Here is a 14,957-nt window from a genome sequence, read left to right on the forward strand (position 1 = left end):
GCGCAATCAAGTGAGGACATTTATGGGATTCGTTAGATCAGCCGTCGCCGCATTTTTTTTAATAAGCCTGCCCTTGTCTGCAAGCGCCGATGAGGTCAAAACGATCAAAAGCCATGGATTGTCGCTGGCAGGCCCCTTGAAATATGGTCCGGACTTTACGCATCTTGATTATGTAAACCCCAATGCGCCCAAAGGAGGCGACGTCAAACTGTCTGCCGTTGGCGGCTTCGATAACCTGAACCCCTATATTTCCAAAGGACAGGCAGCAAACGGACTCGGGCTGACGTTCGAGACCCTGATGACCCAGTCCTTTGATGATCCAAGCGCAGAATATGGGCTGGTTGCTGAAACCGTGGAAGTCGCCGAAGACCTTTCTTTTGCGATTTTTAACCTGCGTCCCGAAGCCCGCTTTCATGATGGCACGCCGATTACCGCCGATGACCTGATCTTCAGCTTGGCTGCCGTGAAGGAAAAGGGCACGCCCCTCTTTCGTTATTATTACGCGGATGTGGAATCCGCCGAAAAACTGGACGATCATCGTATCAAGTTCAATTTCTCGGGGCCGCCAAACCGGGAACTGCCGCAAATCGTCGGTCAACTCCTGCCCGTCTTGTCCGAAAAATATTTCGAGAATGCTAATTTCGAGGAAACCACCCTTACCCCAATCCTTGGCTCGGGCCCTTACCGCGTGAAGGACTTTGAAGCCAATCGCTATATCACCTATGAACGGGTGCCCGACTACTGGGGCGCCGACCTGCCGATCAATTTGGGCCGATATAATTTTGGTACACTCCGCTATGATTTTTACCGCGATACGGCGGTCCTGCTGGAAGCGTTCAAGGCTGGCGAGTATGACTACAGGTCGGAAAACAGCGCCAAAAATTGGGCGACAGGATATGACTTTCCGGCTGTCAAAGCGGGGCTTGTCATCCTGGAGGAAATACCAAATGAGCGTTCCGCCGGTATGCAAGGCTATGCGTTTAATCTTCGGCGTGAAAAATTCCAGGACCCGGCCCTGCGAGAGGCGTTGACCTACGCCTTCGATTTCGAGTGGCTGAACCGCAATATTTTTTATGATCAGTATAGCCGGACCAACAGCTTCTTCGAAAATTCCGTGATGGCGGCAACCGGCGAGCCGTCAAAAGAGGAACTCGCGATATTGGAGCCGTACCGCGATCAATTGCCGCCCCGTGTATTCGGCCCCGCCTATCAGGCGCCGGTGACCGACGGTTCCGGCCAGGACCGCGCGCCCCTTCGCGCGGCGCGTAAAATTCTCGCCGATGCGGGATGGGAAATCAAAAATGGCAAGCTCATCGATCCAAAAACGGGAAACCCGCTTACCATCGAATTCCTGATGTATGATCCCAACAGCCTGCGGATCACAGGTCCCATGATCAAGAATTTGAAAAAGCTGGGGATTGATGCCTCTTCGCGTGTTGTCGATACGGCGCAATATACCGAACGGCTGCGCAACTATGATTTTGACATCACCACCTCCGGCTTCGGCCAGTCCATCAGCCCCGGCAATGAGCAGCGAGAATTCTGGGGCAGCGCGGCGGGCAAGCGTCCCGGAAGCCGCAACGTCATGGGCATCGACAGCCCGGTGATTGACGCATTGATCGAAAATCTGATTGCCGCACCGACATATGACGATCTGATCCCTGCCGTTCGGGCGCTCGACAGGGTTCTGACCTGGAATTTCTATGTCATCCCGCAATTTCATGCCGCCTATGACCGCATCGCCTATTGGAACAAGTTCGGTCATACGGATGTCAATCCGTCGCAAGGACCGGATATCCTGAGCTGGTGGGTCGATCCGGAAAAAGAACGGCAGCTGCAAGAGGATATCAAGAAAATACGGCAAAAGCAGTAGAACGTACCGCGGGAGGGGAGAGTCGGGATGAAAAAGACGGTCGCACCACTTGTCGCTATTCTTTTAATGCTGGGCACCGGGGCAACCGCCGAACCCAAGACAAGTTATGGTCTTTCCCCTTTCGGAGACTTGAAATACGGCCCTGATTTCAACCATTTCGACTATGTTAATCCGGACGCGCCCAAAGGCGGCACGATCAAACTCCGCGACCTTGACAGCTTCGATACCGTCAACCCGTTCTTGCTGAAGGGCAATCCGGCGGTCGTGAACGGTGACAAGGGCGGCGATCTCTACTTTAATTTCACCCAATTGATGACCCCGTCATATGACGAACCCGTTGCCGTATACGGCCTGCTTGCAAAAAGCGTGACCCTTGATGATCAGGGCCAATGGGTGGAGTTTACCCTCCGCCCCGAGGCACGATTTCATGATGATTCGCCTATCACAGCCGAGGATGTGGCGTTCACGTTTAACGCCCTAAAGGAAAAGGGGCACCCGAGATATGGACTGCTGTATCGCGATATTATCGCCGCGACAGTGCTGGATCCTCAAAAAATACGTTTTGAATTCCGCAAGGGCGCGCTGACCCGGGATCTGCCCTATCAGGTAGCGGTCATGCCCATCCTCTCGAAGGCATCATTTGAGACGCGTGACTTCGCTGTCACCACCATGGAGCCGCTTCTAGGCTCCGGTCCCTACGAACTCGCCCGCGTTAGTCCGGGGCGCTCCATCACCTACGAGCGGGTCAAAAACCATTGGGCGGAAAATCTGCCGGTCCATCGCGGCCGGTTTAATTTCGATGTGATCCAGGTGGATTATTATCGGGACCGGACCATCGCCCTGGAAGCCTTTTTTGCCGGTGAGTATGATTTTCGCGAGGAATTCACGTCACGGAGCTGGGCGACGGAATATGAAAGCAAGCCCGCGGTCAAACAGGGTTTTATCAAACAGGACGTGCTGGAGGACGCCAAGCTGACCGGATTGCAGGCGTTCTTCATGAACAGCCGCCGACCACCGTTCGATAACATCAAGGCGCGGGAGGCATTTGGATTGCTGTTTGATTATGAATGGACGAACCGGAACCTCTTTTACGGGCTCTATGACCGGCTGGGCTCGGTTTTTGAGAATTCTGACATGAGGGCGACGGGTCTGCCCTCACCGGCTGAACTTGACCTCCTAACGCCCTATAAGGATCTGCTGCCAGATGCGGTTTTTACCGAAGAATTCACGCCTTCCAGGACCGATGGCTCCGGGAATATTCGAACCCAAATCCGCTCGGCCCTGGAGCTTTTCAAGCAGGCTGGCTGGACCGTTCAGGGCAAGAAGCTGGTGAATGCAGCGGGCCAGCAAATGAAGGTCGAATTTCTCCTTTATGAACAATCCTTTACCCGCGTGATAAACCCCTATGTCGCCAATCTGAAGCGGGCCGGGATTGACGCATCGGTCCGCGTCATTGATAGCGCCAGCTGGCAAAACCGGGTCCGGGAATTTGATTTCGATATTGTTGTCCGGCGTTTCCCCCAGCCTCAGGTGCCAGGCGTGGAGCAGCGTGACTGGTGGGGATCTTCCTCCGCCGATGTCACTGGCGGGCTGAATATCGCGGGCATCCAAAATCCGGCTGTCGATGCCCTGATCGAGAAAATTATCGAAGCTCAGTCCCGGAGCGAACTCGTCACAGCCGCGCGCGCGCTCGACCGGGTACTGATGTGGAACTACTATTTCATACCGCAATGGTACAAGAGCAGTCACTTTATCGCCTATTGGGACAAGTTTGGCCGCCCAGCGTCACAAAAGCCGGGTTTTGATCGTGCGGTTCTGCAAAGCTGGTGGTATGATCAGACCAAAGCCGAGGAACTGGCCACCCGTCGGGGTAATTAGTTTTGAACCTGCGGACAAAGGAGTAGTCATTGTTAGCCTATATATTGAGACGTGTCCTGCTCATGATACCGACATTATTTGGCATCATGGTTCTCAATTTCGTGGTTATCCAGTTCGCTCCCGGCGGCCCGATCGAGCAAATCATCGCAGAAATTCAGGGAACGGCAGTTGGCGCCACCGCCCGCATCGGTGGCAGCGGGACAGGCGACACCGGCGGCGGCTCCTCTTCTTCGTCATTGGGCTCGGAGAGTGCCTATCGTGGCGCGCAAGGGCTCGATCCGGAATTCATCAAGGAGCTGGAAGTCCAGTTCGGTTTTGACAAGCCGGCCTACGAACGCTTCTTCCTGATGATGAAAAATTACCTGATGTTCGATTTCGGCACGAGCTATTTCCGCGATGAAAGCGTCGTTAATCTGGTCATTGAGAAGCTGCCCGTTTCCATATCCATCGGGCTTTGGACGACGCTTCTGGTCTATCTTATTTCTATCCCGCTCGGCATTGCCAAAGCGGTGCGCGATGGTACGAAATTCGATATCTGGACCAGCAGCCTGGTGATTGTCGGCAACGCCATCCCGAGCTTTCTGTTTGCCGTCGCGCTGATCGTGCTGTTCGCGGGCGGTTCCTATTTCAACTGGTTCCCGCTGCGCGGCCTGACGTCGGAAAACTGGGAGCAGCTGAGTACCTTCGGCAAGGTTACGGACTATCTTTGGCACATAGCATTGCCGGTGACAGCGCTGGTGATCGGCGGCTTCGCGGCTCTCACCCAGCTCACTAAAAATTCCTTTCTCGATCAGATCAGCCAGCAATATGTGCTCACCGCCCGCGCCAAGGGCCTCAGTGAGCGGCGGGTGCTTTATGGCCATGTCTTCCGAAACGCCATGCTGATTGTAATCGCCGGTTTTCCAAGCGCCTTTATTGGAATCCTGTTCACCGGCTCGCTCCTGATCGAGGTGATCTTTAGTCTTGATGGTTTGGGTCTTCTTGGTTTTGAAGCCGCAATCAATCGCGATTATCCTGTTATCTTCGCCACTGTCTATGTATTCGCCTTACTCGGCTTGATCATGAATCTGGTGGGCGACCTGACCTATACGCTCGTTGATCCGCGGATCGATTTCGAAGCGCGGGAGGCTTAACTCATGCAGCTTTCTGCCATTAATCAGCGTCGGCTGAAGAACTTCAAGGCCAATCGTCGCGGCTACTGGTCGATGGTCCTTTTTGTCCTTCTTTTCATGATATCACTTTTCGCGGAAGTCATCGCCAATGACAAACCGCTCGTCGTCTCATACAAGGATCAGCTTTATTTCCCTTTTCTTATTGCCTATCCAGAAACAGCCTTCGGCGGCGACTTCGAAACCGAGGCCGACTATCGCGATCCCTTCGTCGCCGATCTAATCAACGAAGATGGCTGGCAGATCTGGCCGCTCATCCGCTATAGCTATTCGACCATCAACTATGATCTCACCTCTCCCGCGCCGTCGCCGCCCGATGCGGAGAACTGGCTTGGGACCGATGATCAGGGACGCGATGTACTGGCCAGGGTTATCTACGGATATCGCATTTCTGTCGCGTTCGGCGTAATCCTGACGATTTTCAGCTCCATTATCGGTGTGTCCGCTGGCGCCGTTCAGGGATATTTCGGCGGTTGGGTAGACTTGATATTCCAGCGGCTCCTCGAAATCTGGGGTGGAATGCCTAGTCTCTATATCCTGATCATTCTTGCCGCCCTTATTGAACCGAGTTTCCTGATCCTGCTTGTGCTGCTTCTTTTATTCAGTTGGCCAAGTCTTGTCGGTGTTGTAAGGGCAGAGTTTCTGCGCTCCCGCAATTTCGATTATGTACGCGCCGCCCGCGCCCTCGGTGTGCGCGACAGAGTCATCATGTTCAAGCATCTGTTGCCAAATTCCATGGTCTCCGCTCTCACCTTCCTGCCCTTTATCCTGACCGGCTCCATTGTCAGCCTGACGTCCCTTGATTTTCTGGGCCTCGGCCTGCCGCCGGGCTCTCCCTCTCTCGGGGAGTTGCTCGCGCAGGGCAAGGCCAACCTGCAGGCGCCCTGGCTCGGTATCACGGCCTTCTTGACGCTGTCGATCATGCTGACCCTTGCCTTTTTTATGCAGGAAGGAATCCGAGATGCGTTTGATCCAAGAAAGACATTCCAGTAATGGCGCTAGTTGAGATTAACGATCTTTGGGTTACCTTTAAGTCCGACGGAAAAGACATTCCGGCCGTTAAAGGCGTCACCTTTAATATTGAGAAGGGTGAGACTATGGCCCTTGTCGGGGAGAGCGGATCGGGCAAATCCGTGACCGCACTCAGTATCCTCCAGCTTCTGCCCTACCCACTCGCCAAACATCCGAAAGGCTCCATCAAAATCAAAGGGCAGGAGGTTGTCGGACGACCGCAAAAGGAAATGCGGAAATTTCGTGGCAATCAAGTTTCGATGATCTTTCAGGAGCCAATGACATCGCTCAATCCGCTGCATACGATTGAAAAGCAAATTAACGAGACTTTGCTCGTCCATAAGGGGATGAGCCAGAAAGAAGCCTCGGTGCGTGTTCGGGAACTGCTGGATATGGTCGGACTTGACGCGATTGACGAGCGTCTCAATGCCTATCCACATCAATTATCCGGTGGTCAGCGTCAGCGCGTAATGATCGCTATGGCGCTTGCCAATGAGCCGGACCTGCTCATCGCGGACGAGCCAACGACCGCTCTCGACGTGACAATCCAGGCCCAGATACTGGAACTTCTGCTGGATCTGCAAAAGCGACTCGGCATGGCAATATTGCTGATTACACACGACCTTGGCATTGTCCGAAAGATGGCTAAGGACGTTTGTGTCATGACTGATGGCGAGATCGTCGAGGCAAACTCCGCGGCTGAATTATTTCGTCGACCGCGCCACGCCTATACAAAAATGCTGCTAGAAGCCGAACCGAAAGGGCTTCCCCTGCGCAAGAACGATGCCCTGCCCGATGTCGTTTCTTGTAAAAACCTGAAAGTCTACTTCCCGATCAAAAAAGGGCTGCTGAAACGGACCGTTGATTATGTCCGCGCAGTGGACGACATTTCACTGTCGGTCAAACAGGGGCATACCGTCGGGATTGTCGGAGAGAGTGGCTCAGGCAAATCAACGCTTGGCCTTGCGTTGTTAAAACTGACCTCTTCTGAGGGAACGATTCTGTTCAACGGCAATCCCATCCAGCAACTTACGTGGAAGGAGCTGCGGCCATTGCGTTCTGAAATGCAGATTGTTTTTCAGGATCCCTATTCCAGCCTCAGTCCGCGTCTTTCCGTAGGACAGATCATTGAGGAGGGCGTAATCGTCCATGAGGGCCGCGGCGATCGACTGGAGCGACGAGAGCGAATTTCAGAAATTCTGAAGGAAGTCGGTATTCCGCCAGAAGCGCAAGACCGCTATCCTCATGAATTTTCCGGCGGACAGCGGCAACGCATAGCCATTGCCCGCGCGCTCATCCTGAAACCGAAATTCATTGTGCTGGATGAACCAACGTCGGCATTGGATATGTCGGTCCAGGCGCAAATTGTCGATCTCTTGCGAGACCTGCAGAACCGGCATAACCTGACTTATCTGTTTATCAGTCATGACCTGAAAGTTGTCCGCGCCATCGCTGACAGTGTTATCGTTATGCGCAACGGCAAGATTGTCGAGCAAGGCTCGTCTGCACAAATCTTTGACAATCCTGAAACAGACTATACAAAGGCACTTATGAAAGCGGCGTTCGACCTAGAGGCCGTTACGGATGGTATTGTAAACAATTAAGGTATCGGAATAAGGTACCGGAGAAGAAAAATGGCCCTGTTATTCAAGAGTAATATTGACCGCGCTGACTGGTGGCGCCGTGAGCTTGGCAAATACATCCCTGATCTTGAGGTTCGGATTTGGCCCGATATTGGTGACCCGGATGAGATTAAATATGCGCTGTGTTGGAAAATGCCGCATGGCGAGCTGGCAAAGCTGAAAAACCTGCAAGCCGTGTATTCACTGGGAGCCGGTGTCGATCACTTGCTCGCCGATCCTGATTTTCCGCGCCATCTGCCCTTTTCTCGCGTTGTCGACCCTAACCTGACCGGGCGAATGACGGAATATGTTGTACAGCATGTTTTAAACCATCACCGCTTCTGTCACGCCTATGACGCTCAGCAGCGCGAGCATGTCTGGAAGGAGCATTTCGCACCTTTCGCAAGTGAGCGAAAGGTCGGCATTCTAGGCATGGGAGAGCTCGGCGGCGGTGCGGCGGAAGCACTTAGCTTCCTTAAGTTCGATGTTGCAGGATGGAGTCGATCCGAGAAAAAAATAGAAGGGGTGAAAAGTTTCTTTGGAGACGATCAACTGGATGATTTCCTTGCCCGATCAGAAATCCTTGTCTGCCTGCTTCCCCTCACATCAGCCACCGAGAATGTCCTGAATGCAGAGTTGTTTTCCAAGCTACCAAAAGGTGCCGGTATTATCAACGCCGGTCGCGGGCCGCATCTGGCAGAAGATGATCTCATTCCGGCACTGGATAGCGGGCAACTTTCGGCCGCCACGCTGGATGTATTCCATACCGAGCCCCTCGCGGAAGATCATCCCTTCTGGGACCATCCGAAAATCCGCATCACCCCCCATGTCGCAAGCATTTCCGATCCGGAAAGCGTCGCGAAGCTGGTCGCGGAGAACATTATCCGCACCCAAAAGGGAGAGGATCTGCTGCACGCCGTGGATGTCGAAAAAGGATATTGAAAACTAGCTCGGGTATCGTTTCTCAATCAGGGAAAACAATGCACGCATGGCAAAGGCTTCCCCGCCGATGGGGCGGCCGGGTCGGCTTCTTACGTTATAGGCCATAATGTCGAAATGAACCCAGCTTGCGACATTTTCGACAAATTCCTTCAGGAACAGCCCCGCAGTGATAGCGCCCGCATATCCGCCGCCAGAACCTGAATTATTAATATCTGCAATTTTACTATCGATCAGATGGCGGTAATCGTCCCAAAGCGGCATCCGCCAGACGGGATCTTTTTCAAGCCGTGCATTTTCTTCAATTGCTTCAAACAATGCATCATCATCAGTGAAGGTCGCCGCAATCTCAGTGCCGACGGCAACACGCGCAGCACCCGTCAAGGTCGCCATATCGATCAGTAAATCCGGCGATTCCTCGTCGGCGGCGGCCAAGGCATCTGCCAGAATGAGCCTTCCTTCCGCATCCGTATTGCCGATTTCAACGGTTTTTCCATTCCGGCTGGTCAGGACATCTCCCGGATGAAAAGCATTTCCGGATATCGCGTTTTCGACAGCTGGAATCAGCACACGCAGCCGAACTGGCAGGTTTGCGTCCATAATCATATGGGCCAGCCCTAGAACCGTTGCCGCCCCGCCCATATCCTTTTTCATCATCAGCATTCCCGCCGCTGATTTGATATCAAGACCCCCACTATCAAAACAGACGCCCTTGCCGACCAGTGTGACTTTCGGGGCATTCTTGTCACCCCAAACGATATCGATCAGACGTGGCGCATCCGCGGCCGCGCGGCCTACCGCATGAACCATTGGAAAATGGTAGGTCAGCAAATCATCTCCGATAATATTGGTCTGTTCCGCCTCGAACTCGCCGGCGACTTGAGATGCAGCGGCTTCCAGAGCAGAAGGACCCAGATCGCCTGCCGGCGTGTTGATAAGATCCCGCACCAGCGTCATCGCTTTCACTGTGCGCGCAATTTTGCTTTCATCCGCCCCGTCCGGCAGGATCAATGTCGCGTAATTCTTCTTATTCTTTTTATAGCGATCGAAATTATAGGTGCCGAGTGACCAGCCCGTTGCCAGATCTGTGGCCTCTCGTTCGTCGAGCTCAGTTTCAAGAGAGTACGAACCGGCCGGCAATTGCCCCGGCAGATCTGCCAGAGACCAGATATCCCATGCGCTGTCTTTAACATAAAGAACGGCTTCAATCCCATGGTCTGTCCCGGGGAGGAGTAGCAATTTCCCATCCTCAAGCTCAAAGTCATGGGCGGCAATCCAGCTTTTATATGCGTCCGACTGCGACGCGAGCCAGTTGTCGAAGTTCGTTCTTTCGACAACGATAATTGGTTTGGGGGTCGCTTCTGATGTCGTGGCGATAAAGGGGGGCACGATCTACTCCTATAACTTTTGACAACCCTATCAAGGCTATCGACGAGCGGCAACTGCTGTTAATTCTAATGATGAAAACAGCCTATAAAAATTCTTGTCGACTTCCTAGTCAGTAAGAACCCTTACCTCACGATAATATCGTTCTGCCCCTGGATGTACTGGTATGCCAACGCCTTTAAGAGCTGTTTCGGGAAGGATAAGTTTTCCCTTTGCATGCCCCCGATCCAGCAAATGCCGATTTTCCGGATGCCATAGAGCGCGCGTCATTTCATAGACCAGCTCTTCCGACATATCGGCACTTACGATCCATTGCGTTGTGACAGCGAGCGTTGGTACAGTTCTCAGATCCAGATAGGTGTCCGCCGGTATTTCAGAGGCGGAGTAATAGGGATGGTCAGCAAGGAATTTTTTCGCAACTTCTCCCTCAATTGGTAATAGTTCGATTTTTTCTGCATCCGCGAGCTCGGAAACAGCGGTAACCGGGTATCCCGCCACAAAGAAAAATGCATCCAGAGAATCTTGTAGCATCAAGGTTACGGCTTTATCAGGATCTGCGGTTACCGCATCAATATCTTTTATCGAAAGGCCATAAGCTTTCAGAATCTGCTTCGCGTTTTCACGCGTCCCTGATCCCGGAACGTCAATTGAAACCCGCTTGCCTTTCAAATCACCGACGCTATTGATGTTTGCCTCCCGGCGTACAACCAGATGAATATCTTCTGGATAAAGATTGGCAATTACCCTGAGCGACGTCACTGGATCATTCTTTCGGAAAATGCCTTGACCATTATAGGCCGCCGCCACCATATCCGACTGCGCCAAAGCTGTATCGAAACTTCCATTTGCAACGCCATGAATATTGGCAACGGATCCGTGGGTTGTCTGGGCTGTCGCTATTAGCCCGGGAACCCCGCAGGATCCCCCCGCCTCACATGGGCGGCTACCCGGAGGGTTAGAGATTACTGATGCGATCAGAGTGCCGATGGGGTAATAGGTTCCTGCCGTCGACCCGGTGCCGATACGCAAGAAAGTGATGCTCTGAGCGCTAGCGCTTTCGATAGAGAGGAAAGTGATAAAGAGTAAGGAAAATAATACTCCGCCACGCATTAGCGATTTTGCGATAAAAATGAGCTCACCCTCCTGAACTTCCTGCACTAAGGTTTCAGTATTAATAATAGTCCTCAAATTCCAGGAACAAAGTATGAATTAGTCAAAAGCCGGACTATTTATTCCATTTTCTGAAGGAACGCCATGTTTTTGCTGTTTTTGTTTATCACGCAACCGGCTTGTTACATCCCGAATGTCAAAGGCGAGGCTCGCAGTATGATGTACTTCGACGCAAGCCTTGTGAATAGCATAAGGAATTTGTGACAGTAATTCGCGGTCCTTATCAGACAGAGACCGGCCATCAATATCGATAGACCGTAAAAGATCACTCAACGCATCGCAGAGAGATATGACATGCTCAAGCTTCGTCCCTTGGACAGCTTCTGCCAGTGCGCCGTTCCGCTCCCGCATTGCTGCGATTATCGCCTTTCTATCCTTAGCCGAGCCCGTTGTGCCAAACAGAAGAATCACGGCGGAAGAGAGCCGCATTAGCTGCTCGGTATAAATCGATATCTTCCGTTCTTTCACGACCTTCATCGCAAGCTGAATGGTTTCGGGTGTCGCGGAAAGCTCTGGCCGGTTTTCCGCTTTTGCCTTTAAGGAATTTGGAACAATTATTGCTGGCATGGCGCTGGGGGCTCTAATCGCCAGACGCCTGTCCGGACCGACATAGTCTGCAGTGACGACAAACGGCTTGCGCGACACCACTAACCGTTCGATACGAGAGATTATCTGACTGCGAGACATCGGGCGCGTAATCAAGTCGTCTGCACCGGATTTCATCACTTTGTCCACGACTTCAGGGGCGGAATTCCAGAGTGACACCACAACATTCACGAATGGGTCCCAGCCAATCCGATTGCTACGAATTTCATGGATGATCTGATGGGTATCTATGTCAGCTAAACCTGTCTCCGCGAGGATCAGATCAAATTTACCTATCTTGGCTTTATCTCCAAATTCAACGGGATCAGCACAGGCGACGACATCGCCAAAACCTGCATTCAATAGCGCGCTTCGTGTGTTGTGGCGCATGGCTGGATCAGGATCAAAAAGTAACACCCTGACGGCCTGGAAATGCGGGTCTGCCATCACGAAACTGTATTGTCAAATCCGGGAATGAGTTCCTGTAATTTTTCGAGGATTTTTGCAGGGTCTTCCGAAAACTGCAGACCTATCTTGTTTCCACGGCGCCAGACTAGGTCACATCGAAAGGCGCCAAACTGCGCTGTCTGTAGCAAGAGATTATTCTTTTCAAAAAACAATCCTTCGACATCTATCCGTGCGCCATTGGCCGATATATCCTTGATAATTCCGCTTACCTCACGTTCTTCTTCGTGAAGGCAGGCATGGCCCCGTTCCGCGCGGATAGTCGCAGGCCAGCGGACATCGGCTCGACGGAAGCGTCGATCTTTCGCGCTCCCGGTTTTCATGTGATCGCTTTCGACTTCAAGCGCTCTCAGCATTTTCTTGATATCTTTCGCAATGATCATCTCAGTTCTCTGTCTTCCGAAGGCTGAATTTTCAGCTGGAACAATTCTGTTCTCTGACCTTGAGTACCTTAATCAAGAAAATCTTAATAATTCGCAAATAACTAGATTCAATGCTTACCAATCTGCGCATGTCGCCTGTGTCGCAGCATAAGCAGCGGGTGTATCAATCAAGTCATTTTCTTCCATCCGTGCCCGGTTAAAGTCCTCCAGCACGGAATCGAGTTCGAACATTAATCGATTCACAATGGAGCGCCCCGCGTCTTTTGAATTTTTTGTATAAAACGGCCTGACCCCGGCTGAACGCTCTTTCAGTTCCTCCGTAATGATTGGAAGATACTCTTCGATTACACGCTCGTTTATTCGGACATGCTCCAACTCATGTGCAAGGATCGCCTTGTAGGCACATGTCCCTTTCCGGTATTTCCGATCGATGTAAATGTTTGTTTTTCTTGCACCAAAGGTAAGCTTAACCCAATCGAGACGCAGACATTTTTTTCCGCCCTCTAACACTTTGTACTTGGTCGCTACGCCGAGACTAGGTCCTATTGAAGAATGCGTCAGGCCCAAAAGGCTTGCGTGACGTAACGATTTGGAAAAGCCGCTTTTCTTTGCGATACGCTCAATCTGCTGAGATGATTTGCTATGATCAAAACGCGGTTTGATCGATACAACTTCAATTTTCACTTCCGGCTTTTTCCAAATCGCAAGACATGCCTTATCTGCCTCAGCCATTGCATTAGAGGGCCAAAGGAAAAGGCTTGCGGCGAAGAAAGCGTAACCGCTGAGAATGCTTTTTATATTTATAGCCTTCCAATTTTGAAATATGGAGGGAATTAGAGCAGAACTAACCGAACAATGCATTAATTTCATCCTGATCGATATTAGCCGCCTCTGTCTCATTTGCAGCATCAGTTGACTCAAATTGCGTATCCCGGAGTTTTCCATTTATGATAGCGCCGGCATTGTCAATTAACTCCCGAATGATCTTGCATTTATTTTCCGCCGCGACGCGGATTTTTTGCCCGCCATCAGAGCCTTCGCTAGTGCCGAAGCACCTTTGTAAAGAGACTATTTCGGAATCCAGTTGTCGAATGGTGATTTCGAAGGGCTGCTTGTACTCAGCCGGGGAAAAGGCGAAGGCTTCTATCGCCAGTTCTCTGTCTGCTATGCCACTGCCAGCGAAGTGGTCTTTGTAACTGCAAGGAGACCAATCGATAAAATCATCAAGCATGTCGGGCATATCCATGACCAGTTCTGCGAGCATCAGGGCTTCGTTGAAATGGTTGAGATAGTCCGTCGCCAGGAGAGTGACGTCATTTACGTTCGTATTTCGGGCGCGCATGCGATAGGCTTTCAGCGTACCTGTTTCACTACTCATCCGAAGTCGTGCCTCACTTATCTGGTCAATCATATCGACCTGTTCAAAGCAGGAATTTACACATTATTTCATTAAGGAAGTGTTCTCTCGCCTAAAAATGCAAGAATTCAGCCAATCTGGCGCATTGGATGTTCCTACTCGAGAAGTGCTGTTTTCTCGATCGGCGGGGTATTTTTGTCTCCTCGCGGGGGTTCCTGAACGAAGAACGAAACGGAAAGAAGAACAGTCAATACGAAAACCGCTGAAGACAATTAAAATTTGGAATAGCAGCTCTTAGCGGAAAGTGCTTTGTTAAAATCGCTAAACATCATGCCCATGTCGTCCCCCTTTATCGTTTTGCTCCCCGCGAGCATCACTTTCGCCTGCTGTTAGAAGCAGTATATGGAAGGACGGCACCCTCAACTAGCGTTTTGGTTGCTATGTGTTATTTTTATGCACTTTTAAGGACACGTTGTATCGCGCGCATAGAATTGTATTTGCACACCCACCAGATATGGTTGGTATCGCGATAAGGGCAACAATTCATATCAATCTCGGTATGCCATTCATGTCAAATTATGCCATCTAGGGGCGAATCGGATGGCTCAAACACACCCCCGTATCAGGCTAGATAATATCATGGAATCTTTTCAGAAGGTCGATTAGCTGAGCATGGTCCTTCGCACCAAGACCGGCAATTACTTGCGCCTCGATCTCTTCAGCCTTTTCTTCAAGTACCGCGAGTTCCTTCTCCCCCTTTTTCGTCAATCGAACAGCGTAGGCGCGCTTGTCGCCCTTCACCGGCGCGCGGTGAATTAATCCGTCCTTTTCAAATTTATTGAGAATGGGAACAAGGGAAGAGCGGTCCAAACCTGCCGCTTCGGCAATTGCGCTCTGGGTTCTGCCCGGATTTTCATTGATGATGGCCATAACGGAGAATTGGCCGGTCACCAGCTTACGTCCGGCGGCGGTCGCAAACCTGCTTTGCCCGCGCAAGATGGCCTTGCGCATATGAAAACCAACAATACCTTCCAGAGCAGTCATCTGAATTTCGCCAGAAAGTTGCTTTTCGGTTTTGATTTTTTCCGCTGTCATTGCGCTCCGCCGGGCTCCTGATTT

At 51.6% G+C, this 14,957-nt stretch carries 13 protein-coding genes; 6 read left to right on the forward strand and 7 right to left on the reverse strand.

Translation table 11 applies throughout. The features are described from left to right. Window positions 1-22: 22 nt before the first annotated feature. Genes AACZ19_RS11650 through AACZ19_RS11675 form a run of 6 tightly spaced genes read left to right on the forward strand, consistent with a single transcriptional unit; the run spans window position 23 to window position 8,495 of the window. A complete protein-coding gene (locus tag AACZ19_RS11650) occupies window positions 23-1,873 on the forward strand; it encodes an extracellular solute-binding protein (protein ID WP_339634105.1) in 1,851 nt (616 codons plus the stop codon). A gap of 27 nt (window positions 1,874-1,900) precedes the next feature. Further along, window positions 1,901-3,751, forward strand: a complete 1,851-nt coding sequence (locus tag AACZ19_RS11655; protein ID WP_339634107.1) for an extracellular solute-binding protein — start codon at window positions 1,901-1,903, stop codon at window positions 3,749-3,751. Between the two features lie 29 nt (window positions 3,752-3,780). Further along, window positions 3,781-4,884 carry a microcin C ABC transporter permease YejB gene (locus tag AACZ19_RS11660; protein ID WP_339634109.1) on the forward strand — a complete coding sequence of 368 codons (1,104 nt, stop codon included), beginning with the start codon at window positions 3,781-3,783 and terminating at the stop codon, window positions 4,882-4,884. 3 nt (window positions 4,885-4,887) lie between these two features. After that, on the forward strand, window positions 4,888-5,913 hold the full coding sequence (locus AACZ19_RS11665) for an ABC transporter permease (protein ID WP_339634111.1): 1,026 nt from the start codon (window positions 4,888-4,890) through the stop codon (window positions 5,911-5,913). Continuing rightward, window positions 5,913-7,535 carry an ABC transporter ATP-binding protein gene (locus AACZ19_RS11670; protein WP_339634112.1) on the forward strand — a complete coding sequence of 541 codons (1,623 nt, stop codon included), beginning with the start codon at window positions 5,913-5,915 and terminating at the stop codon, window positions 7,533-7,535. Before AACZ19_RS11665 ends, AACZ19_RS11670 begins: the two co-directional genes overlap by 1 nt. Before the next feature lie 30 nt (window positions 7,536-7,565). Then, window positions 7,566-8,495, forward strand: a complete 930-nt coding sequence (locus tag AACZ19_RS11675) for a glyoxylate/hydroxypyruvate reductase A (protein WP_339634114.1) — start codon at window positions 7,566-7,568, stop codon at window positions 8,493-8,495. Between the two features lie 3 nt (window positions 8,496-8,498). Here AACZ19_RS11675 and AACZ19_RS11680 read toward each other — a convergent pair whose 3' ends face one another. From AACZ19_RS11680 to AACZ19_RS11710, 7 genes are all read right to left on the reverse strand, one after another. Further along, complete coding sequence (locus AACZ19_RS11680; RefSeq protein WP_339634116.1) at window positions 8,499-9,881, reverse strand: leucyl aminopeptidase family protein; 1,383 nt, start codon at window positions 9,879-9,881, stop codon at window positions 8,499-8,501. A gap of 105 nt (window positions 9,882-9,986) precedes the next feature. Then, a complete protein-coding gene (locus tag AACZ19_RS11685) occupies window positions 9,987-11,036 on the reverse strand; it encodes a TAXI family TRAP transporter solute-binding subunit (protein WP_339634118.1) in 1,050 nt (349 codons plus the stop codon). Between the two features lie 51 nt (window positions 11,037-11,087). Next, window positions 11,088-12,080 (reverse strand): response regulator, encoded by a 993-nt coding sequence (locus tag AACZ19_RS11690; protein WP_339634119.1) that lies wholly within the window; start codon window positions 12,078-12,080, stop codon window positions 11,088-11,090. Further along, window positions 12,080-12,481, reverse strand: coding sequence for a PilZ domain-containing protein (locus AACZ19_RS11695; protein ID WP_339634120.1), 402 nt, complete (start codon window positions 12,479-12,481; stop codon window positions 12,080-12,082). The genes AACZ19_RS11690 and AACZ19_RS11695 overlap by 1 nt, the downstream gene beginning before the upstream one ends. A gap of 114 nt (window positions 12,482-12,595) precedes the next feature. Further along, window positions 12,596-13,213 (reverse strand): hypothetical protein, encoded by a 618-nt coding sequence (locus tag AACZ19_RS11700; RefSeq protein WP_339634121.1) that lies wholly within the window; start codon window positions 13,211-13,213, stop codon window positions 12,596-12,598. 112 nt (window positions 13,214-13,325) lie between these two features. Further along, entirely contained in the window at window positions 13,326-13,859 is a 534-nt protein-coding gene (locus AACZ19_RS11705; protein WP_339634123.1) for a hypothetical protein, read from the reverse strand. A 606-nt stretch (window positions 13,860-14,465) separates the two neighbouring features. Continuing rightward, window positions 14,466-14,933 carry a MarR family transcriptional regulator gene (locus tag AACZ19_RS11710; RefSeq protein WP_339634125.1) on the reverse strand — a complete coding sequence of 156 codons (468 nt, stop codon included), beginning with the start codon at window positions 14,931-14,933 and terminating at the stop codon, window positions 14,466-14,468. Between the last annotated feature and the right edge of the window lie 24 nt (window positions 14,934-14,957).

Origin of the sequence: uncultured Sneathiella sp. (assembly GCF_963973085.1) — a bacterium.
GTDB lineage: Bacteria > Pseudomonadota > Alphaproteobacteria > Sneathiellales > Sneathiellaceae > Sneathiella.